Source organism: Pseudarthrobacter sp. 902506025 (genome assembly GCF_040702325.1).
In the GTDB taxonomy this organism is placed as follows: Bacteria; Actinomycetota; Actinomycetes; order Actinomycetales; family Micrococcaceae; genus Arthrobacter.
Map to the genome: position 1 here is coordinate 653,400 of NZ_JBFBKW010000001.1, position 22,285 is coordinate 675,684.

Here is a 22,285-nt window from a genome sequence, read left to right on the forward strand (position 1 = left end):
GGATTGCTCCCGGCAGGGCCCTTCCTGTTAAGGCAAGTCAGTGCGTCAACGTCAGGGGCGGTCCTGGCCCCGCCGCTTCAGGTAACGCTCAAATTCACGGGCAATGGACTCGCCACTCGCTTCAGGGAGGTCGGCGGTGTCCTTCGCTTCCTCCAACTGCCGCACGTACGCAGCGATCTCCGGGTCCTCGGTAGCGAGTTCGTCCACGCCGCGCTCCCATGCATCCGCTTCCTCGGCCAGCTCGTGGGTGTCCAGCGGCACCTGCAGCAACTCCTCGATGCGGTGCAGGAGGGCAAGCTGGGCCTTGGGGGAGGGCGCCTGGGCCACATAGTGCGGCACGGCCGCCCACAACGACACAGTAGGGAGTCCCGCCAGGAGTGCCACCTCTGACAGGACACCCACAATCCCCACCGGGCCCTCATACTGCGACGCTTCCAGGTTCATGCGCTCCCGGAGCGGAGCGTCATCCGAGGACGTGCTCACCGGAATCGGGCGGCTGTGCGGAACATCCGCCAGCAGCGCGCCCACCAGCACCACATAGTCGACATTCAGCGCCTCGGCATGGACCAGCAGCTCCGCCGTATAGGCCCGCCACTTATAGGACGGCTCCGTCCCCTGCACAAAAATGACGTCCACATTGGAGTTGGGTGCACTGGCCTTGTAGATCCGGGTGGAAGGCCATTTGATCTTGCGCTCACCGGCAGCATTCCTGCGCACCGTGGGCCGCGTGAACTGAAAGTCGTAGTACTCGTCTGCATCAATGGAAGCGACCTTCTTGCCGCCCCACAGTTTGTTCAGGTAGCGCAGCGAATCGCTGGCTGCTTCTCCGGCATCGTTCCACCCCTCAAAGGCGGCAAGCATCACAGTTACGCGCTGTCCGTCAGCCACTGGCTGCAGGAACCGTTCCCGCTCGGGTCCGGCACCCTGTTCGGCGGTGTCTCCCTCGAAGCTATTCATTTCTTCACCCTACGTCCAAGGTGCTTGCCCGCGCATGGAATGAAGCGCCGCAAATCCCCTGAAACCCGTCCACAGCAGGCCCGGTCCATGGCATATTCGCCAAGGGCGTAGCCCACAGCCTCCGCCCAGCCACGCACCGTAGACTGGCGTTATGCCATTTCCTGCCGCCAGTTCCCCGCTCAAAGCCGTCCTGTGGGACATGGACGGGACCATCGTGGACACCGAGCCATACTGGATTGCCGCGGAGCACGCGCTGGTGGAGGCCCACGGGGGAACATGGAGCCATGACCAGGCAATGCAGCTGGTTGGCCAGTCACTGACATTCTCCGCGGGCCTGCTCCAGCGGGCCGGCGTCGAACTGGAAATCCGCGAAATCATCGACACCCTGACTGCGCAGGTCATCAGCAGCGTCCAGCAGGAAGTGCCGTGGCGTCCTGGCGCCCGCGAACTCCTTGAGGAACTGCACGTCGCCGGCGTGCGCTGCGCCCTGGTCACCATGTCCGAGGGCCCGCTGGCCCGCGAGGTGGTGGCGAACCTTCCCCGGCCGTACTTCGACGTCGTAGTCACCGGTGACACCGTGAGCCAGGGCAAGCCGCACCCGGAGGCGTACCTGACCGCCGTCGAGCTCCTGCAGGAGAACGATCCCGACCTCGGAATCCACCACTGCGTAGCCCTCGAAGACTCCGTACCCGGCGTGGCTGCGGCCGTAGCCTCCGGCGTCGCCACGGTTGCCGTGCCTCATATTGTCCCGCTGCCTGAGCACCACAGCTACGAGCTCTGGGACACCCTTTCGGGCCGCAGCCTCACCGAACTGGAGGCCTTGCTTCCGCAGCCCGGCGCCGCGGGCGCTCCCGCGGCTTCCACCGGTGACGCCCGTGGCTGAACCGGATGCCCGGCAAAGCGCCAAACCCGACTGCCCGGCGCGGCGTGAAGGCATTCCGCTGGGCCGCATCGCCGGCGTGCCTATTGTCCTCGCGTACTCGTGGTTCGTGATCGCGGCCTTCACGGTGATCGTCTATGGGCCGGTTCTGGCGCGGAACAACCCCATGCTGGGCGTGAGCGCCTACCTCGTGGCCTTTGCCTACGCCGTCCTGCTCCTCATCTCTGTCCTCGTCCACGAGCTCGCCCACGCCCTGACGGCGAAAATCTACGGCTGGCCGACCCAAAAGATCGTCCTGAACCTTTGGGGCGGCCACACCCAGTTCGAAAGCTTCACCTCTTCACCGGGACGGTCTGTGCTGGTTGCGCTGGCCGGGCCGGCCGCCAACTTCGTCCTGGCCGGCGGAGCCTGGCTGCTGCTCGGCACGAACAGCCTGGGAAGCGTCGCCGAAATCCTCACGAACATCTTCATGTGGGCCAACTTCCTCATCGGTGTCTTCAACGTTCTGCCCGGCCTGCCGCTGGATGGCGGCCGGCTGGTCGAATCCATCGTCTGGAAGGCCACCGGCAGCCAGGCAAAGGGAACCGTCGCGGCCGGCTGGGGCGGCCGGATTATCGTCCTCGCCATTGCCTACTGGTTCCTCCTGCGTCCGTTCCTCGCCGGTGACCAGCCGGACTTCAGCCTCCTCATGATCACCATCCTGGTGGGCGGGTTCCTGTGGATGGGCGCGTCGGCGTCCATCCAGCAGGGCACGCTGCGCGGCCGGCTGCCGCTGGTCAGCGCCGCAGCCCTGGCGACGCCGGCTGCCGGCGTTCCTTCCACCGGCACGGTCCGGGACGCCCTCCGCCTGGGCGCAGCGGGAACAAAGTCCGTGGTGGTCTGCGGACCGGACGGACGGCCGCAGGGCGTGGTGGACCCGGGAGCCCTCGCATCCGTACCCGGCGCTGCGGCGGATACCACGCCCGTCACCGCCATTTCGTTCCCCCTGGCTGCCGGAGCCTACATTCCGGAATGGTCCAAAGGGCAGGAGCTGATCCAGTTCCTTTCCCAGCTTGAGGGACGCCATTACGCTGTTGTGGACCACAACGGAACGGTCACCGGGCTGCTGACGCAGGAGGCTGTCCTCGCAGCCATCACCGGAAAGCGCCCCCGCAACGATAGGCACCCGCAGGGCCAGACCCGGTAGAGTTACCTGCCGGTCGTGCATTGCCGCGGAAGCCCAGCGTCCCCAGGGACCATCAGGGCCGCGGCACAACAGGTTTACAGGAGCGAGGAAGAATCATGAGCAGCGAAACTGCCGTCAACGACGCCAAGGGAGCAGCGCAAGCCGGTGCTGCCGCCAGCGGCTCGCAGCCGGTGGGCGCTGCCCGTCGCCGGGGCCCTTTCCGGGAGGGCGAACGCGTCCAGCTGACGGACGAACGCGGCCGCATGAACACCATCACGCTGGAACGCGGGGGTGCCTTCCACACCCACCGCGGTTTCCTGAACCACGACGAAATCATCGGCAAGGTTGACGGCTCGGTCGTGGTGAACAACGTGGGCCAGCAGTACCAGACCCTCCGGCCCCTGCTGTCTGATTTCGTGCTCTCCATGCCGCGCGGTGCCGCCGTCGTCTATCCCAAGGACGCCGGCCAGATTGTCACCATGGCGGACATCTTCCCCGGCGCACGCGTAGTGGAAGCCGGCGTGGGCTCCGGTGCCCTGTCCATTTCCCTGCTCCGCGCGGTGGGGGACAACGGCTACCTGCACTCCTTTGAGCGGCGTGAAGAGTTCGCTGACATCGCCCGCGGCAACGTTGAAACCATCTTTGGCGGCCCGCACCCCGCCTGGCAGATTTCCCTCGGCGACTTCCAGGACGACGTGGTCAAGGCCGAGGAACCGGGCTCCGTGGACCGCGTCGTCCTGGACATGCTGGCACCCTGGGAGTGCCTCGACGCCGTCGCCACGGTGCTTGCCCCCGGCGGCGTCTGGATCAACTACGTCGCCACGGTCACCCAGCTCTCCCGTACCGCGGAAGCCATCCGGGCCGACGGCCGTTTCACCGAGCCCGACGCCTGGGAGTCGATGGTCCGCGGCTGGCACCTCGAAGGGCTCGCCGTGCGCCCGGACCACCGCATGGTGGCCCACACGGGATTCCTCCTGGTCACTCGGCGGCTCGCAGACGGCGTCACCGGCATCTCGGTCAAGCGCCGCCCGTCAAAGACAGAGTTCAACGAAGAGGACGTCAACGCCTGGACTCCCGGCGCGGTAGGGGAGCGGGCTGTCTCGGACAAGAAACTCCGGCGCGCCGCCCGGGACGCCATCGCCGGGACCAACGTGGTGGACAACCCCGAGGTTACGAACTAGTCCACATTTCGGGAGTCTCCATCCCTACCCGCCCTCTTGGGACTAATGTCTTAAGAGAAGCGCAGGAAGGGGCTGATACATCATGGAGACACCAAACCAGGACTCCGGACGTACACCGGCAGAGCAGTCTGCCGCCAACGACCTCTCGGTTGCTGACCGCCAGGTCAACATACTTCGGGACAAGCTCAGGCACATCGACCGCCAGTTGGCAGCGGCAACGCAGAACAACTCCAAGCTGGTCAGCATGCTCGAAACCGCAAAGGCGGAGATCCTCCGGCTGAAAAATGCCCTGGACCAGGAAGGGCAGCCGCCCTACAGCTTCGGCACCATCCTCCAGATCAACCCGAAACGGCAGCCGGCTCCGGGCAACAGCGGCCAGGCCGCCACGGAGGAGTCGGTGGACATCTTCAACGCGGGCCGAAAGATGCGCGTGGGCATCAGCCCGCTGGTGAACATCAACCAGCTTTCCGTGGGCCAGGAAGTGCTGCTGAACGAAGCCCTCCTGATCGTCGCGGGCCTGGGCTACGAACGCGCCGGTGAACTGGCCACCCTGAAGGAAATGCTGGGGCGTGACCGCGCCCTGGTGGTGGGCCGCGCGGACGAAGAACGCGTGGTGCGGCTTTCCGGTGCCCTCCTGTCCGAGAAGCTCCGGGTTGGCGATGCCCTGTCCGTGGATTCACGGACCGGATACGCGCTGGAGAAGGTGCCCCGCTCAGAGGTGGAGAACCTGGTCCTCGAGGAAGTTCCGGACATCACCTACGAGGACATCGGTGGCCTCGGCCCCCAGATCGAGCAGATCCGCGACGCCGTGGAACTGCCCTTCCTGCACCCGGACCTTTACCGGGAGCATGGCCTCAAAGCCCCCAAGGGCATCCTCCTGTACGGCCCTCCGGGCTGCGGCAAGACGCTCATTGCCAAGGCCGTTGCCAACTCCCTCGCTGCCCGCGCCGCCGAGCGCTCCGGGAACGTGGACCTCAAGAGCTACTTCCTGAACATCAAGGGGCCCGAACTCCTGGACAAGTATGTCGGTGAAACGGAGCGGCACATCCGCCTGATCTTCTCCCGCGCCCGGGAAAAAGCCTCCGACGGCAGCCCCGTGGTGGTGTTCTTCGATGAAATGGACTCGCTGTTCCGCACCCGCGGCACCGGCATCTCGTCCGACGTCGAAACCACCATCGTGCCCCAGCTCCTCAGTGAGATTGACGGTGTGGAACGCCTGGACAACGTGATCGTCATCGGCGCGTCCAACCGCGAGGACATGATCGACCCCGCAATTCTCCGTCCGGGACGGCTGGACGTGAAGGTCAAGATCCAGCGGCCTGACGCGGAGGCAGCGGCCGATATTTTCAACAAATACATCACGCCGGACCTGCCGTTCCACGAATCGGACCTCGCCGAACACAACGGTGACGTCCAGGCCACCGTTGACGCCATGGTCCAGCGCACCGTGGAAGCCATGTACTCCACGGACAAGTCCAATGAGTTCCTGGAGGTCACCTACGCCAACGGTGACACCGAGATGCTGTACTTCAAGGACTTCAACTCCGGCGCCGTGGTGCAGAACGTGGTGGACCGGGCCAAGAAGTACGCCATCAAGGACCTGCTGACCTCACACCAGAAGGGGCTCCGGATCGAGCACCTGCTGCGGGCGGTGGTGGACGAGTTCCGTGAGCATGAAGACATGCCCAACACCACCAACCCTGACGACTGGGCACGCATCTCCGGTAAGAAGGGTGAACGGATCACCTATATCCGGACCATTGTGCAGGGCAAAGCCGGCCAGGAGCCCGGCAAGTCCATCGAAACCATGCCCACCACAGGACAGTATCTGTGACGGGTTCACACGGATCCGCCGGCGGGGAAGCCCTCCCCGCGGGCGGGGCCATGCGGGTCATGGGAGCCGAAACCGAGTACGGCATCCACGCTCCGTCCGCCCCTTCCGCCAACGCCACTATGATGAGCGCCCGGGTGGTCCAGGCCTACGCCCAGGTCACCCGCCAGCGGGCGGCCGGCGGAGCGGAGACCCGGTGGGACTACACGGATGAAGAGCCGCTGCACGATGCCCGGGGCTGGACCGTGGACCGCGGTGCCGCCCATCCCAGCCAGCTGACCGACCAGCCTCCGGTGCTCGACGCGGAGGCGGTGGCCCTTGCATACGGCCGCGAGGAGTTGGAGCTCGACGGGCAGGATGAATCGGGGACCCTCCTGATGAACATGGTCCTCGGCAATGGGGCCCGGCTGTATGTCGACCACGCCCATCCCGAGTACTCCAGCCCGGAGGTCACCAATCCCCGTGACGCGGTGACCTGGGACGCTGCCGGCGATCTGGTGGGTCTCGCCGCCGTTCGCCGGCTGGCCGCGGATCCGGCGCTGCCGCCGGTCAACCTTTACAAAAACAACACGGACAACAAATCCGTGTCGTACGGTTCGCACGAGAACTACCTGATGCCCAGGTCAGTACCGTTCGGAGACATCGTGCGGGGGCTGACACCGTTCTTCGTCAGCCGCCAGGTGGTGTGCGGGGCCGGCCGGTTGGGAATAGGCCAGGACAGCTCCACCCCGGGCTTCCAGATCAGCCAGCGGGCCGACTTCTTTGAGGCCGAGGTGGGCTTGGAGACCACCATCCGCAGGCCCATCATTAACACCAGGGACGAGCCCCACGCCACAGCGGACAAATACCGGCGCCTGCACGTGATCATCGGGGACGCCAACCTCAGCCAGGTGTCCAATTACCTCAAATTCGGCACTACCGCCCTTGTCCTCAGCCTCATCGAGGCCGGGCTCGCTCCCAAGATCGAGGTCTACGAGCCCGTCGCAGCACTCAAGACGGTAAGCCACGACACCTCATTGACCGCCAGGCTTCGCCTGCTGGACGGCAGGCGCGTGACGGCCCTGGACCTTCAGTGGATGTACCACGAGGCCGCAGCAAAGCTCGCCCAGGACACCGGAGTGGGTGACGCCGTGGACGGCGACGGCCATACCCATGAGGTCCTGGAACGGTGGGCGTCGGTTCTGACCCAGCTCGACAGTGACAGGGCTGCGGCCGCCACCTCCGTGGAGTGGCTGGCCAAACTTTCCCTGTTGGACGGCTACCGCCAGCGCGACGGACTGGAGTGGAGCGACGCCCGGCTGGGCCTGGTTGACCTCCAGTGGGCCGACATCAGGCCCGAGAAGGGCCTCTACTACCGGCTCCTGTCCCGGAACCGGATGCAGCGCGTCGTTGATGATTCCGCCATTGCCGCTGCCGTCGCGGAGCCTCCGGCCGATACCCGGGCGTTCTTCCGGGGAAAGTGCATCAGCAGCTTTGGCAAGGACGTTGTAGGCGCCAGCTGGGACTCGGTGATCTTCGACGTGCCCGGCTACGGGAGGCTCCAGCGCGTGCCCACCAGGGAGCCACTGAGGGGAACCAAAGCACTGACCGGAGCGTTGTTCGAACGCTACCGGGAAGCGGGACCGTTCCTCGGCGAACTGCTGGGACACAACAGCACTCCGCCTGCGGCGTAAACCGCGCCGGAACGCCCGTCCCGTGGCAGGATGGGCATATCGGAGGATCCGCCGGATCCACCGACGGAAGAAGGAGGGAAACCAATGGCAGGCCAGGAGCAGCAGCAGCCGCAGTCACGGGACAGCCAGGTCGACGAAGACATCCCCGAGGCACCCCCGGCACCGCCCGAGGCACAGGCATCGGCATCGACCGAAGGCGTGGACGACCTTCTCGACGAGATCGACGGCGTCCTGGAATCCAACGCCGAGGAGTTCGTCCGGGCATTCGTCCAAAAGGGCGGCCAATAACCCGGACGGCTGGGTGGCGGAAGCCGCGGACGGCCGGGATCTGTACCGACGTTGAAGTACCACGTTCAAGGAGTGATGAGTGCAGGAATCAACCGCCAACCAGGTAGCCGCCAACGCCACCTCGTCCTTTACCGAGCACCTGCAGCGGGACCGGCCTGAGCTACTGCCTTTCAGCCGGTCCCTCCAGGGTGGTGCGTCGGTGGCTGCCCCGGTTCAGGTTCCCCATGCCACCACCATCGTTGCCATGAGCTACGGCGGCGGCGTCCTGATGGCGGGCGACCGGCGGGCAACCATGGGGAACGTCATTGCGAGCAGGCACATCGAGAAGGTCTTCCCGGCTGACCACTTCTCCGTCCTCGGCATTGCCGGAACAGCCGGCATAGCAATTGACCTGACCCGGCTTTTCCAGGTTGAACTTGAGCACTACGAAAAGATAGAAGGAACCCAGCTCAGCCTTGAAGGCAAGGCAAACCGGCTGGGTGCCATGATCAGGGGCAACCTTCCCTTGGCCCTGCAGGGCCTTGCAGTGGTGCCCCTGTTCGCCGGTTTCGACACCAGCGCAGGCGTCGGCCGGCTGTTTTCCTATGACGTCACCGGCGGCAGGTACGAGGAACACGAACACCACACCGTCGGCTCCGGCTCCGTCTTCGCGCGCGGTGCGCTGAAGAAGCTTTGGCGGCCCAATCTCACGGCCGAGCAGGCCCTTTCCGTTGCGGTCGAATCGCTGTATGACGCTGCCGACGACGATTCCGCAACGGGCGGCCCGGACACGGTCCGGCAGTTGTGGCCGGTGGTCTATACGGTGGACAGGACAGGCGCCCGGCGGGTGCCCGAGCCGGAACTCGCGGCTGCGTCGCGCAGCGTGATCGAAGCGCGCACCATCGCCGGACGGGAGGCCTGAGATGACCCAGCAGTTCTATGTCTCACCAGAACAACTGATGAAGGACCGCGCGGATTTCGCGCGGAAAGGCATCGCCCGCGGCCGCTCAGTGGTTGTCATCAGCTGCGCCGACGGGATCGCCCTCGTAGCCGAGAACCCTTCGCCATCCCTGCACAAGATCGGCGAGATCTACGACAAAATCGCGTTCGCCGCCGTCGGCAAGTACAACGAATTCGAAAGCCTCCGCCAGGCCGGCGTCCGCTACGCCGACGTCCGCGGATACTCGTACGACCGCGAGGACGTCACCGCCCGCGGCCTGGCCAGTGTGTACGCCCAAAGCCTGGGCGCTGTCTTCACCGCCGAGCAAAAGCCCTTCGAGGTGGAACTCGCCGTTGCCGAAGTAGGGTCCTCGCAGGCCGAGGACCACCTCTACCGGCTGACGTTCGACGGCTCGATCGCCGACGAGCACAGCTTTGTCGTCATGGGTGGACAAGCTGAGAAAGTGTCATCGGCCATCGATGCAGGATGGCAGGCTTCGCTGGGCTTCGCCGACGCCGTCCGGCTGGCCATCAAGGGACTTACGCCCGTCCAGGAGGGTGAGCAGCCCGCGGCGCCGTTGCCGCCCAGTGCATTGGAAGTGGCCGTCCTGGACCGGCTGTCCGAAAGCTCCCGCGGCACCCGGCGTGCCTTCCGCAGGCTGAACGACGCGGACATCACAGCACTGCTGGCCTAGGAGGACCACATGGACAAGAGAATCTTCGGCATCGAAACCGAGTTTGGGATCTCCTACTCGAGCCCCGACTCGAGGCCTCTTGCCCCGGAGGAGGTGGCGCGGTACCTGTTCCGGAAGGTGGTCAGCTGGGGGCGTTCCTCCAATGTGTTCCTCACCAACGGTTCCCGGCTGTACCTCGACGTCGGATCCCACCCCGAGTACGCGACGGCGGAGTGCGATGACCTTGCGCAGCTGATCGCCCACGACCGTGCCGGCGAACTCATCCTTGACGACCTGGTGGATGAGGCCCAGGCGCGCCTTGCCGCTGAAGGCTTCAACGGCACCGTGTACCTGTTCAAGAACAACACCGATTCCGCAGGGAACTCGTACGGCAGCCATGAGAATTACCTGATTCCGCGGCGCGGGGAATTTTCCCGCCTGGCTGAAATCCTGATTCCGTTCCTGGTCACCCGGCAGCTCATCGCCGGCGCAGGGAAGATCCTGAAGACGCCCCACGGTGCCACCTATGCCTTCTCCCAGCGGGCCGACCACATCTGGGAAGGCGTCTCTTCCGCCACCACCCGTTCCCGGCCCATCATCAACACCCGGGACGAGCCGCATGCCGACGCCGAGTTCTACCGGCGGCTCCACGTCATCGTGGGGGACTCGAACATGTCCGAGGCCACCGCGCTGATGAAGGTCGGCACCGTGGACCTGGTCCTCCGGATGATCGAGGCCGGCGTGATCATGCGGGACATGCGGATGGAAAACCCCATCCGCAGCATCCGGGAAATCTCCCACGACCTCAGCGGCCGCGCGTTGGTCCGCCTGGCCAACGGACGTCAGCTCACCGCCCTGGAGATCCAGCAGGAGTACTTGACCAAGGTGACCGCCTTCGTCAAGGAGCATGGCGCCCACAACCCGCACGTTCCCGTGATCCTGGACTTGTGGGAGCGGACGCTCCATGCGATCGAGTCCGGCGATACCCGGGGGATCGACACCGAAATCGACTGGGCCATCAAGAAGAAGCTGATGGACAACTACCGCGAACGCCACGGCCTGGGCCTGGAGGCGCCGCGGATCGCCCAGCTTGATCTGACGTACCACGACATTTCGCGCAGCCGGGGGCTTTTCTATCTCCTGCAGTCCCGGGGTGCGGTGCGCCGCATTGTCGACGACACCGTCATAAAGGGTGCCGTGGATGCGCCGCCACAGACCACCCGCGCCAAACTGCGCGGGGACTTTGTCCGGCGTGCGCAGGAACTGGGGCGGGACTACACCGTGGACTGGGTGCACCTGAAACTCAACGACCGTGCCCACCAGACAATCCTGTGCAAGGACCCCTTCCGCAGCGTCGACGAGCGGGTGGATGCGCTGCTGGACTCCATGGGTTGATCGGCTCCGGGCTGACGTCCAGCTTCAGGGTCTATTCTTGATAAGGTCCCTTTTAAGGGGGCCTCCCACGGCATTGTCCGCCGCCTGGCGGAAAGCCGTCTCCACCCTGCCCCGACGAAAGTTTTACTACGTGCGCCGACTACTAGCAATCCTCCTTCCCGGCCTGCTGCTCCTGACCGCCTGCGGCGGTACAGCCCCGCAGCCCCAGCCGAGCAGCCAGTCCGCCGGGGAGACTGCAAAGTTCGACTCCCTCAAGCTGACCGACAACGGGGACAAGAAGGCCCCGGGTGTGGATTTCGACAAGCCCCTGGCCGTTTCCCAGCCGACCATCAAAGTGGTCTCTGAAGGCAGCGGCGACACCGTCAAGGCAAACCAGGTGGCCAAGATCTCCATCCTTGCCTTGAACGGTACGGACGGTTCCCAGCTGGAGGACACTTTCCCCAACGAGCCTGAAAGCCTTGAGCTGAACGATGAGCTCAAAACCGGCAGCGCCGTCATCTACAACGCTTTCGTGGGTGCCAAAGTAGGTTCAAGCCTTGCCCTGGCCGTCCCCGGCCAGCAGAGTGCTCCTTCGGCAAGCCCCAGCCCCTCCGACGGCGCCAGCCCCAGCCCCAGTGCCGCAGCTGCACCCACCCAGCTGCTGATCATCAAGGTACTCTCCGCTTCGGACCCCACTCCCGTCCTGGACAAGCCGCAGGGCGACGCCGTGACGCCGCCGGCCGGCCTGCCGACCGTGACGGAAAAAGACGGTGTACCTGAGATCAACGTTGCAGGTGCACCCGCCCCCACGGCACTCGTGTCGCAGGACCTGATCAAGGGCACGGGCGCCACCGTCAAGGAATCCGACACGCTGACAGTGAACTACGTGGGCGTCAACCTCTCCGACGGCACCAAGTTCGATTCCAGCTTCGACCGCGGCCAGCCCGCCACCTTCCCGCTCTCGGGCGTCATCAAGGGCTGGACCCAGGGCCTCGCGGGTAAGACCGTGGGCTCCCGCGTCCTGCTGGTCATCCCCAAGGACCTGGCCTACGGAGACGCCGGCCAGGGCCAGGCGAAGGGCGACCTGGTCTTCGTAGTGGACATCCTCGGGGTCAAGTAGCAAGACTTACAGGGACGCCGCGTCCTTCGCGGCACCCATCACCACTCACTCAATAGGAGCAAGCATGTCGTTTGGACAGCGGGAATTCGACCGCCAGAAGCCCGAGATCGACTTCCCGGAAGGCGACGTCCCCACGGAACTCGTCATCACGGACCTCATCGAGGGTGACGGCAAGGAAGCCAAGGCAGGGGACACCGTCTCCACCCACTATGTCGGCGTTGCCTGGTCCACAGGCGAAGAATTCGACGCCTCCTGGGGCCGTGGCGCACCGCTGGACTTCAGGGTCGGCGTCGGCCAGGTCATCCAGGGCTGGGACCAGGGCCTCCTGGGCATGAAGGTCGGCGGCCGCCGCCGCCTGGAGATCCCCTCCGAGCTGGCCTACGGCTCGCGCGGTGCCGGCGGAGCCATCGCCCCCAACGAGGCACTGATCTTCGTCGTGGACCTCGTGGCCGTCCGCTAAGTCGACGGCACACGCGGAAACTTATCGCACCGTGAAGCGCGGCAGCAGGGAGGACAACCTCCCGCGCTGCCGCGCTTTCTGCTTTCACCGGGGGAGTTTAGTAACGTAACCAAGGTGTCCGTATCCCGCACTGAACGACTCCTCAACCTGCTGATTGCGCTGCTCAACACCCGCTACGGGTTGCGCCGCAGCGAACTGCGCGAGAAGGTCTACCACGACACCTCCGGCAATGACGTCGCCTTCGGGCGGATGTTCGAGCGGGACAAAAACGACCTGAGGGCCATGGGCTTCGAGGTGGAAACCCTGACGGACCTGGGCTGGAGCGAGGATGACCCGGCCACCACCAGGTACCGCATCGGCAAGGAGTCCAGCCGCCTCCCGGACGTCCAGCTGGGCCCGGACGAATGGACGGTCCTCCTGCTCGCTTCCCAACTTTGGGAGCGCGCCGCATTGGGGACCGCTGCCCAAAGCGCCCTCCGCAAGCTCCAGGCCTCAGGAAGGCTGGCCGAGGTGGAACTCCCGGCCGGCGTCCAGCCACGGATCAAGCCGGCCGGACAGGCCTTCGATGACGTCGTCGCAGCCATGCACGGCCGCCATCCAGTCACCTTCACGTACCTCGCCGGAAGCACCGGCAAGGAGGAGGAACGGTCTGTAGAGCCCTGGGGATTGGGCAGCCGGTTCGGCCAGTGGTACCTCATGGGATACGACCGCGGCCGAAACGCGCCCAGGCATTTCCGCCTGTCCCGCTTCACGAGCGCCGTGACAACCCTCGACAGGGAGCAGTACGTTCCGCCCGCCAACTTCAGCATCCGCGCCGAACTCGACCGGTTGCCTGAACTGCCGCTGCGCACCGCCGTCGTGGACGTCAGGCAGGGGCGCCTGCTGGCGCTGCGCAGCCGGGCCGTTGAAGGCGGCCGGCACCAGGTTCCCGGCCGGCCCGCCGACGGCGACGACCGGCTGGTCGTGGAATACCGCGATCCGGAAGTCCTCGCCGAAGAGCTGGCCAGCTACGGACCCGACGCCCTGGCAGTGGAGCCCGCAGAGCTGGCAGGGGCAGTGCGGCGCCGCCTGCAGGCTGCAGCGGACTTCACCGCCGCGCCCGTCCCCGCCTATGCCTTCTCCGATACCCGTCCCCGGGCAGCCCGGAAGGGGACCTCGGAGGACCAGCTCAAGCGCATGCTGCAGCTGGTCCCGTTCCTGGTCCACAACCAGGGCCTGCACATCCAGGACGTGGCGAAGCACTTCGGCGTCACCCGGGAAGAGCTGGAGGCAGACCTCCGGATCCTCATTTGCTCCGGATTGCCCGAGGGGTACCCGGATGATCTGCTCGATATCCAGTGGGAGGACGACCACGTCTTCATCACCCAGGACCTTGACCTGAAGAAGCCGGTCCGGTTCACGGTGGCGGAGGCGTGCGCCCTGCTGACCGGCCTTGAGACGCTCAATGGGCTGCCGGACCTGCCCGGCGGCGGCGCCCTCGAATCGGTCACGTTGAAGCTGCTGGCCGCGGCCGGGGAGGAAGGACTCCGCGCCGCCTCCATCGCGGGGCCGCAGGTGGCTCCCGCGGACGCCGCGACCCATGCCACGGTCCGCCAGGCAATCGGGACCGGCGCGCAGCTCCGCCTGAGCTACCTCTCACCCCAGCGTGACGAGGTTACCGAGCGCGACGTCGACCCGTTGCGGCTGTACTCCCTGGACAACACCTGGTACTTCGAAGCCTGGTGCCACCTGGTGGACGGGCTCCGGAATTTCCGGCTGGACCGGGTCCAGGACGTGCGCCCCAATGGCCGGCCCGCCACCGTGCACGGGCCGCCCGATGGCGGCGTTCCGGCCAAACTCTTCACAGCGAACGACGACGACACAACAGTCACCGTCCAGCTCACCCGGCAGGGGAGGGGGCTGGCGGACGACTACTACGCCGAGCGCACCGCAGAGTTGCCCGACGGCGGGCTGGTGGCCCAGATCAGGTTCGGCAGCACCGCGTGGCTGCCGATGTTCGTGGCCCAGCACGGCGGTTCGGCCCGGATCCTGGCTCCTGCCGGGCTGGCTGACGCCGCGCGGGACTGGCTGGCGGCATCGCTGGACAGGTACGCCGGATAGACTTCTCAGCATGCCTTGGTGGTCCTGGATTCTCATATGGGTTTCGCTCGTCGCAGTGTCCCTGCTGTTCTATGTCCTGCTGGGCATCCGTCTCTTCCGCCAGTTCATGGCGACCGTCAAGGACCTCAGTGCTGCCGGTGAGAAGCTGGGGCACCTGAATCCGGTCGAAGCACAGGAATCCCCGGACCCGGAACGGCCGCTCCCGGGTTCCGCCGTTTTTGCCTCACCCGCCGTGATGCGACATGATTACGAGGCATCCAAATTGGCCCGGCGCGAAGACCGCCGCCGCCGGCGAGTGCAGCGCAAAAAGGACCGGGGCCAGCCGCAGGCGCTCGGAGATCTCGACTTCACATAGAAGTAGGATGTATTTAGAGGAAAGGATTTCCCGTGGGAAGACTCTTTGATGGCCCCTGGCCGATCGTAATCATTATCGTCGTTGCTTTGCTTCTCTTCGCCGCCCCCAAGCTTCCGGCCATGGCCCGCAGCCTGGGACAGTCAATGCGGATCATCAAATCCGAGGTCAAGGAAATGAAGAACGACGGCAAAGCCGACTCCACCGAGGCCACCGGCCCGATGGAAGGCACCATCGTGAACCACCCCAAGGCGAAGCCCGGTGAGCCGACAGACGGCACTGACGTTCCGCCGTCAACCCGCGCCTGACCTCCCGTGGCACTGTCGCGGGCCCGTAAAGCCAATCCCGAGGGGCGGATGTCCCTCTGGGAGCACCTCAAGGAGCTGAAGAACCGGCTAATCAAGTCGGCCATCGGCGTCGTCATCGGCGGTATTGGGGGCTGGATACTTTACGATCCGCTGTTGAAGGCGCTGGCCGAACCGGTAAACCGGATTTCGAGTGAGACCGGGGGCCTGGCGGCCATCAACTTCGGCACCATCGCGTCGCCCTTCGACTTCAAGCTGCAGATGTCGCTCCTCATCGGGGCGGTCATCTCCAGCCCCATCTGGATCTACCAGCTCTGGGCGTTCATCACGCCCGGGCTGACGTCCAAGGAACGCCGCTACACCCTGGGCTACATGGCTGCTGCCATCCCCCTGTTCCTTGCCGGAATCTGGGTGGGGTGGCTGGTGGTTCCCCAGGTGGTCCACGCCTTGACCCAGTTCACTCCGGAGGGGTCCTCCAGCGTCATCGACGCCAGGACCTACATCGAATTCGTCACCCGCATGGTGCTGATGCTGGGACTGGCCTTCCTGGTCCCCGTAGTGCTGGTTGGCATCAACATGGCGGGCATCGTTTCGGGCCGCACCATTCTGAAGGCCTGGCGCATCACGGTCTTCCTGGTGTTTGTCCTGGCAGCAATCGCAGCGCCGGGTGCCGATGCCATTTCGATGTTCATGCTGGCCGGACCGCTGTTGGCGCTCTTCTTTGCAGCGATCGGCATCTGCATCATGAACGACAAACGCCGCGAACGCCGGCAAGCCCGGCAGGTCGAAGAGACCGAGGCCACAGCCGATATCGCCACCCCCGGCAGTGAACTCAAGAAGCTGTAGCGTGCCGCTAGGCTTGGGGTATGTCCTCCACCACCGGACCCTTCTCCACCGGCCCCGTCGATCCTGAAGAACTTTCTCCAGCCGAGAGATACCGTGCCAGCGCCGAGCGCAGGGCAGAGGCGGCCACGTACCTTGGGTCCTTTATCCGGACCCTGGAGTTCGAACTCGACGACTTTCAACGGCAGGCGTGCCGTTCGCTTCAGGAAGGCAGGGGAGTCCTGGTGGCGGCCCCGACCGGAGCCGGGAAGACCATCGTGGGGGAGTTCGCCATCTACCTCGCCCTGCAGCGGGGCCTGAAGGCCTTCTACACCACCCCCATCAAAGCCCTCAGCAACCAGAAATTCACTGAACTCAGCGAAAAGTACGGTGCAGAAAATGTGGGCCTCCTGACCGGCGACACCAGCATCAACGGCGACGCGCAGGTGGTGGTGATGACCACCGAAGTCCTCCGGAACATGCTGTACGCGGATTCTGCCACCCTGGAGGACCTCGGCTACGTGGTCATGGACGAAGTCCACTACCTGGCTGACCGGTTCCGCGGGGCGGTGTGGGAGGAAGTCATCATCCACCTGCCCAGCGAGGTCCAGGTCGCCTCGCTCAGTGCAACCGTCTCCAACGCCGAGGAGTTCGGCGCCTGGCTGGACACCGTCCGCGGGGACACCGACATCATCGTCTCCGAGCACCGGCCGGTGCCGCTGTGGCAGCACGTCATGGTGGGCCGGCAGATCATGGACCTTTTCGCCGGGGAGACCACCTTCGACGAGATCGCCCCGCCCGTCGAGGAAGAGGGCCGGCAGCCTGCCACGCCCGGCAAATCCGTCGACACCGCCAAGGGCCGCGGCTTCGACGTCAACCCGGACCTCCTCACCGTTGCCCGCAGCGAAAGCCAGCAAAGCTTCCGCAGCCGTCCCGGCGCCGGCCGCCGCGGCCAGCGCGGCCGCAACGGTTATGACCGCCCGGGCAGGAGCGAACAAACCGGGGTCCGCCCCGCCAGCCGTCCGCAGGTGATCGCCAGCCTGGACCGGATGGACCTGTTGCCTGCCATCACCTTCATCTTCTCCCGTGCCGGCTGTGAAGCGGCCGTGGCGCAGTGCGTCGGTTCGGGCCTGTGGCTCACCACAGAGAAGGAGCAGCGGATCATCGCCCAGCGGGTGGACGAGGCCGGGCAGGACATCCCGCCGGACGACCTCGACGTCCTGGGTTTTTGGACGTGGCGGGACGGCCTGCTCCGGGGTTTCGCAGCCCACCATGCCGGCATGCTGCCCACCTTCAAGGAGGTGGTGGAAAAGCTTTTCGCCGACGGCCTGGTCAAGGCCGTTTTCGCCACTGAGACCCTCGCCCTGGGCGTCAACATGCCCGCCCGCTCGGTGGTCCTGGAAAAGCTGGACAAGTTCAACGGGGAAGCGCACGTGGACATCACCGCGGGCGAGTACACCCAGCTCACCGGCCGGGCCGGGCGGCGCGGCATCGACGTCGAGGGCCACGCCGTGGTGCTGTGGCAGCCGGGGACGGACCCGACGGCGGTGGCAGGCCTTGCGTCGCGGCGGACCTATCCGCTGAACTCCAGTTTCCGGCCCACCTACAACATGAGCATCAACCTCCTGGCACAGTTTGGGCGGGCCAGGGCCCGGGAAATCCTCGAATCGTCCTTCGCCCAGTTCCAGGCCGACCGCTCGGTGGTTGGGCTTGCCAGGCAAGTGCGGAGCCGGGAGGAGTCCCTCGCGGGCTACGCCAAGTCCATGACCTGCCACCTGGGCGACTTCACAGAATATGCCCGGCTGCGCCGGGAACTCTCCGATGCCGAAAGTGCCACCTCCCGGACCAAGTCCCGGGTCCAGAAGTCACTCAGTGACGACTCCCTGGCGCGCCTCCTGCCCGGGGACGTGGTCAACGTTCCCGGCGGGCGCGCCCCGGGGCCCGCCGTCGTCCTCAGCTCTGACCACAGCAGCCGCGAACCCCGGCCTGCCGTGCTCACCCTGGACAACCAGCTGCGCCGGATAGGAACCGACGACCTGGAAGGACCCATCGCGCCGGTTACCCGGATCCGCATTCCCAAATCCTTCAATGCCAAGGTGCCCAAGTCCCGGCGGGACCTTGCCTCCAGCGCACGGAACGCCCTGCGCGAGAACCGGCCGCCTGCTCCCGGGCAGAACCGCAACCACGATTTCGGCCGCGGAGCCGCCTTTCCAAACCAGGAGCGGCGCATCGCCGAACTGCGCCGGGCCCTCAAGGCACACCCCTGCCACGGATGCAGCGAACGCGAAGACCATGCCCGGTGGTCGGAGCGGTGGTGGAAACTGCGGCGTGAAACGGATGGCCTGGTCCGCCAGATCCAGGGCCGCACCAACACGATCGCCAAAACCTTCGACCGGGTGTGCGACGTCCTGTCCGCCTACGGATACCTCGAAGACACCGGCGACGGCCGCCTGAACATCAGCCCGGACGGCCAGCGGCTGCGCCGGATCTACGGCGAGAAGGACCTGCTGATCTCACAGTCGCTGCGGCTCGGCGCGTTCGATGACCTGGACGCCGCCGAAGTCGCTGCCCTGGCCAGCGTGCTGGTCTACCAGGCCAAACGCGAAGACCGGGGCCTGCGGCCGCGCATGCCCAGCGTCTCCCTGGAGACCTCCGTGGACATCGTGGTCAAGGAATGGTCCGTCCTTGAAGACGTGGAGGAGGAGAACAAGCTTCCACTGACCGGCGAACCTGAACTCGGACTTGTCTGGCCCCTGTACAAGTGGGCCCGCGGACGCCACCTCCAGGACGTCCTGAGCGGCACCGACCTTGCCGCCGGTGACTTTGTCCGCTGGGTCAAGCAGGTGGTGGACCTGCTGGACCAGCTCGCCAAGATCCCCGGCCTCGATCCGCGCCTGGCACGGCTCTGCGCCGAAGCGATCAACCTCATCCGCCGCGGCGTCGTGGCCTACTCGTCCGTCCTCTAGTCACACCTCACCCCTTGCCGGCTGCAACCGGCCTGCACTATCCCAGGAGTCCTGCCTTTATGCCCCGCCCTGATCCCGCACCCCGCAACGCCGACCGTCCCGCCCCGGTGCTGTACCGCAACGGATCCGTGTACACCGGGGCTGACCCGTTCGCCACGGCAATGCTTGTGGATGGGGACACTGTTGCCTGGGTCGGATCGGAGCAGGCGGCTTCGTCCATTGCCGACAGCTCCATGGAAGTCATCGACCTCCGCGGCGCCCTGGTTGCGCCGGGCTTCGTTGACTCACACATGCACCTGACCGAGACCGGAATCGCCCTGGAGTCACTCCAGCTGGGAACGCTCAAGTCGGCCCGGGAAGTGCTGGACGCAGTCGCCGGGGCCGCCGGGAATGGACCGGTGCTCGGCCACGGCTGGGACGAGGCCACCTGGGCGGACCCGGCCCTGCCCAGTGCAGAAGAACTCGACCGGGCCGCTGGAGGCAGGCCGGTCTATCTCTCCCGGGTGGACGTGCACTCGGCGCTGGTGTCAACGTCGCTGGCACAGTCCGCGGACCTTCAGAACCGGGACGGGTACGACGGCGGCGCCCGGGTGACGCGGGCCGCCCACGAGGCAGCACGGCTGGCGACCCGGCAGCTGCCGCAGGATGAGCTGAAGCGGCTCCAGGCCCGGGCCCTGGCGGAAGCGGCCGCCAACGGCTACGTCGCCCTGGCCGAAATGGGTGCACCGCACATCGGCGGCGCCGAAGACCTGCGGCTCGCGGCAGCATGGAACGCCGCCGGAACCGGGGAGTCCGGTTTTCCCGAAGTCATGCCGTACTGGGGCGGGCTGGTCTCCTCCGAGGAGCAGGCCCGCGCGCTGGTGGCAGAGCTGGGGGCGGGAGTCCGGGGCCTTGCAGGAGACCTGAACATCGATGGTTCCCTGGGCTCGCGCACCGCCGCCCTGCGCGCCGGTTACAGCGATGCCGGACAGGAGCGCGGCACCTTGTACCTGAGCGTGGACCAGGCAGCAGCCCACCTTGCCGCCTGCTCCGTTGCCGGGATCCAGGGCGGGTTCCACGTGATTGGTGACGCTGGACTGGATGCTGCGCTCGAAGCGCTGGACCGTGCCGCCAGGGAAGTGGGGGAGCAGCGGGTGCGCGCCGCAGGCCACCGGTTTGAGCACGTGGAGATGGCCGATGCCGAAGCCGTGGCCAGACTGGCGCACTACTCCGTGACCGTCAGCGCACAGCCCTCCTTCGACGCTGCCTGGGGCGGCCCCGGTGGCCTCTACGAGCAGCGGCTGGGGGACCGAAGCCGGTCGATGAATCCGTTCGCCGCGTTCTACTCGGCCGGAGTTCCCGTCTGTTTCGGCAGCGACAGCCCCGTCACGCCCCTGCGTCCCTGGTCCAGCGTGCGCGCCTGCGTGGAACACCACAACCCGGACCAGCGTATTTCTGCGCGGGCAGCCTTCCTGGGCCACACCCGGGCCGGCTGGCGGGCCGCGCGGCACCCTAACCCCATGGCCGGGCAACTGGTGCCCGGGGCTCCCGCGAGTTTTGCCGTATGGGAGGTGGAGGAACTGATGGTCCAGGTGGCTGACGGGCGCGTTCAGTCCTGGAGCACCGATCCGCGCGCCAGGACCCCCTTGCTGCCGGCGCTGGACACGGGCTCAGACCCGGTATGCCTGCAAACCGTAAAAGACGGTGCCGAACTGTTCGCCAGCCCGGCCCTGCGTTCCTGACCCGGGAATCCTCCGCCCTATAATGGGGAGTTGCGCCTGCGGCCGGCATGCCCGGCACCAGGTGCACCGACCACTTCCACCAGGAAAGGCCCTCTGTGCGCGTCCTTACGATCATTCCCACCTACAACGAACTGGAATCGCTGCCCAAGACGCTCCAGCGCCTGCGGAAGGCCGTTCCGGCGTCGGACGTGCTGGTGGTCGATGACAACAGCCCTGACGGCACCGGCCAACTTGCCGACGGCTTCGCTGCCGAGGACTCCCAGGTCCACGTCCTGCACCGCAAGGGCAAGGAAGGCCTGGGCGCTGCCTACATCGCAGGTTTCAAGTGGGGCCTGGATGCCGGCTACGACGTCCTGGTGGAAATGGATGCAGACGGTTCCCACCAGCCGGAACAGCTTCCCCAACTGCTTGAAGCCGTGGAACAGGGCGCAGATCTGGCCATGGGCTCGCGCTGGGTCCCCGGCGGCAGCGTGGTCAACTGGCCGCTGTACCGCCAGGCGATTTCCCGGGTGGGCAGCACCTACGCCCGGTTGATGCTGGGCCTGCCGATCCGGGACGTGACCGGCGGATACCGCGCGTTCCGCAGGACCACCCTGGAAAAGCTCAACCTGGACCAGGTGGACTCTGTGGGCTACGGCTTCCAGGTGGACCTGGCCTGGCGCGTGGCCAAACTGGGCCTGCGCATCGAGGAACGCCCCATCACTTTCGTCGAACGGGAGCTCGGCGCATCCAAGATGAGCGGCAACATCGTGGTCGAAGCCATGATCAACGTCACCAAATGGGGTCTGGCCGCGCGTTGGAACACGCTGGCCGGAAAGCTGAAGAACAAGCAGGCATAGCCTCGCGGGACTGCTGCCGCTGACGATGTCCGGGCGGTGCCAAAAAAAAGGGGGCGGCCCCGCACCTTCGTGCGGGGCCGCCCCTTTTTTGGCGGCTGGCCTTATGCCGAGCGGCGCTCTCCGCGGCGTTCGCGCAGGATGGTCAGGCGGTCCTCGAGGATCTGTTCGAGTTCAGGCAGGGAGCGGCGTTCCAGCAGCATGTCCCAGTGGGTGCGGACTGCCTTGTCGTTGCTGGTGTCCGGCTTTTCGCCGTCAACCAGGAGCGCTTCCTTACCGGTCTTGGAGACCCACACCGGGGGAATTTCCGCCTCGGAGGAGAACGTGACGAAGACCTGCTCGCCATCCGCGCAACGGTATTCGACCCGCTGGCGCGGAGCCGGCTCAACTCCGGACTCGGTCTCCATGCTCTGCGCACCAAGGCGCATGCCCCGCAGGCTGCGATCGCTCATGATTTCTCCCTCTGGTCGGTTCGCGGATGAAATCTCCGCGCTAGCCGGTGGCGCCGTGGCACCGCCGGACTACTTTGTGCACTGTGCTGCATCATAGGATTCAACGCATTGCGAAGCTTGGTTGTTCCAGCTGGTAGTCTCCTGCCGGACAAATACCCAATTATACGTTGGTTATCACTGTTGGAACAAAACGGGGAGGGTTCGGCGTCA

20 protein-coding genes are annotated in these 22,285 nt (G+C 66.0%); 18 read left to right on the forward strand and 2 right to left on the reverse strand.

Features of this window, described 5'->3' with window-relative positions; all coding sequences use genetic code 11:
- Positions 1-51: 51 nt before the first annotated feature.
- On the reverse strand, positions 52-957 hold the full coding sequence (locus AB0280_RS02920) for a PAC2 family protein (protein WP_159631987.1): 906 nt from the start codon (positions 955-957) through the stop codon (positions 52-54).
- Between the two features lie 151 nt (positions 958-1,108).
- Between AB0280_RS02920 and AB0280_RS02925 the strand changes: the two genes are divergently transcribed.
- From AB0280_RS02925 to AB0280_RS03010, 18 genes are all read left to right on the forward strand, one after another.
- Positions 1,109-1,840 carry an HAD family hydrolase gene (locus AB0280_RS02925; RefSeq protein ID WP_370871774.1) on the forward strand — a complete coding sequence of 244 codons (732 nt, stop codon included), beginning with the start codon at positions 1,109-1,111 and terminating at the stop codon, positions 1,838-1,840.
- The gene (locus tag AB0280_RS02930) at positions 1,833-3,023 is read left to right on the forward strand and encodes a site-2 protease family protein (RefSeq protein ID WP_366366153.1); all 1,191 of its coding nucleotides are present in this window, start codon (positions 1,833-1,835) and stop codon (positions 3,021-3,023) included. The genes AB0280_RS02925 and AB0280_RS02930 overlap by 8 nt, the downstream gene beginning before the upstream one ends.
- Before the next feature lie 95 nt (positions 3,024-3,118).
- Positions 3,119-4,183, forward strand: a complete 1,065-nt coding sequence (locus AB0280_RS02935; RefSeq protein ID WP_366366154.1) for a tRNA (adenine-N1)-methyltransferase — start codon at positions 3,119-3,121, stop codon at positions 4,181-4,183.
- Positions 4,184-4,265: 82 nt separating this feature from the next.
- Positions 4,266-6,017: a proteasome ATPase gene (gene arc, locus AB0280_RS02940; protein WP_159631983.1), complete on the forward strand. Its 1,752-nt coding sequence runs from the start codon at positions 4,266-4,268 to the stop codon at positions 6,015-6,017.
- Positions 6,018-6,067: 50 nt separating this feature from the next.
- Positions 6,068-7,687, forward strand: coding sequence for a depupylase/deamidase Dop (gene dop, locus AB0280_RS02945; protein ID WP_275180278.1), 1,620 nt, complete (start codon positions 6,068-6,070; stop codon positions 7,685-7,687).
- Between the two features lie 84 nt (positions 7,688-7,771).
- The gene (locus tag AB0280_RS02950; protein ID WP_015937113.1) at positions 7,772-7,975 is read left to right on the forward strand and encodes a ubiquitin-like protein Pup; all 204 of its coding nucleotides are present in this window, start codon (positions 7,772-7,774) and stop codon (positions 7,973-7,975) included.
- Positions 7,976-8,054: 79 nt separating this feature from the next.
- The gene (gene prcB / locus AB0280_RS02955) at positions 8,055-8,876 is read left to right on the forward strand and encodes a proteasome subunit beta (protein ID WP_224026099.1); all 822 of its coding nucleotides are present in this window, start codon (positions 8,055-8,057) and stop codon (positions 8,874-8,876) included.
- Between the two features lies 1 nt (position 8,877).
- The gene (gene prcA, locus AB0280_RS02960; RefSeq protein ID WP_224026100.1) at positions 8,878-9,588 is read left to right on the forward strand and encodes a proteasome subunit alpha; all 711 of its coding nucleotides are present in this window, start codon (positions 8,878-8,880) and stop codon (positions 9,586-9,588) included.
- A 9-nt stretch (positions 9,589-9,597) separates the two neighbouring features.
- Positions 9,598-10,962, forward strand: coding sequence for a Pup--protein ligase (pafA, locus tag AB0280_RS02965; protein WP_159631981.1), 1,365 nt, complete (start codon positions 9,598-9,600; stop codon positions 10,960-10,962).
- A gap of 130 nt (positions 10,963-11,092) precedes the next feature.
- Entirely contained in the window at positions 11,093-12,061 is a 969-nt protein-coding gene (locus AB0280_RS02970; RefSeq protein WP_275180126.1) for an FKBP-type peptidyl-prolyl cis-trans isomerase, read from the forward strand.
- A 64-nt stretch (positions 12,062-12,125) separates the two neighbouring features.
- On the forward strand, positions 12,126-12,521 hold the full coding sequence (locus tag AB0280_RS02975; RefSeq protein WP_159631980.1) for an FKBP-type peptidyl-prolyl cis-trans isomerase: 396 nt from the start codon (positions 12,126-12,128) through the stop codon (positions 12,519-12,521).
- Positions 12,522-12,635: 114 nt separating this feature from the next.
- Complete coding sequence (locus tag AB0280_RS02980) at positions 12,636-14,621, forward strand: helix-turn-helix transcriptional regulator (RefSeq protein WP_366366155.1); 1,986 nt, start codon at positions 12,636-12,638, stop codon at positions 14,619-14,621.
- A gap of 10 nt (positions 14,622-14,631) precedes the next feature.
- Entirely contained in the window at positions 14,632-14,976 is a 345-nt protein-coding gene (locus tag AB0280_RS02985; RefSeq protein WP_224026103.1) for a hypothetical protein, read from the forward strand.
- A gap of 32 nt (positions 14,977-15,008) precedes the next feature.
- Positions 15,009-15,281 (forward strand): Sec-independent protein translocase subunit TatA, encoded by a 273-nt coding sequence (tatA, locus tag AB0280_RS02990; RefSeq protein WP_159631977.1) that lies wholly within the window; start codon positions 15,009-15,011, stop codon positions 15,279-15,281.
- 48 nt (positions 15,282-15,329) lie between these two features.
- Positions 15,330-16,124: a twin-arginine translocase subunit TatC gene (gene tatC, locus AB0280_RS02995; protein WP_224026104.1), complete on the forward strand. Its 795-nt coding sequence runs from the start codon at positions 15,330-15,332 to the stop codon at positions 16,122-16,124.
- 20 nt (positions 16,125-16,144) lie between these two features.
- Entirely contained in the window at positions 16,145-19,066 is a 2,922-nt protein-coding gene (locus AB0280_RS03000; RefSeq protein ID WP_366366156.1) for a DEAD/DEAH box helicase, read from the forward strand.
- 59 nt (positions 19,067-19,125) lie between these two features.
- Positions 19,126-20,787 carry an amidohydrolase gene (locus tag AB0280_RS03005; protein ID WP_366366157.1) on the forward strand — a complete coding sequence of 554 codons (1,662 nt, stop codon included), beginning with the start codon at positions 19,126-19,128 and terminating at the stop codon, positions 20,785-20,787.
- A 95-nt stretch (positions 20,788-20,882) separates the two neighbouring features.
- Positions 20,883-21,626 (forward strand): polyprenol monophosphomannose synthase, encoded by a 744-nt coding sequence (locus tag AB0280_RS03010; protein WP_159631973.1) that lies wholly within the window; start codon positions 20,883-20,885, stop codon positions 21,624-21,626.
- A 101-nt stretch (positions 21,627-21,727) separates the two neighbouring features.
- Here AB0280_RS03010 and AB0280_RS03015 read toward each other — a convergent pair whose 3' ends face one another.
- The gene (locus AB0280_RS03015; protein ID WP_026266052.1) at positions 21,728-22,075 is read right to left on the reverse strand and encodes an RNA polymerase-binding protein RbpA; all 348 of its coding nucleotides are present in this window, start codon (positions 22,073-22,075) and stop codon (positions 21,728-21,730) included.
- Positions 22,076-22,285: the final 210 nt, after the last annotated feature.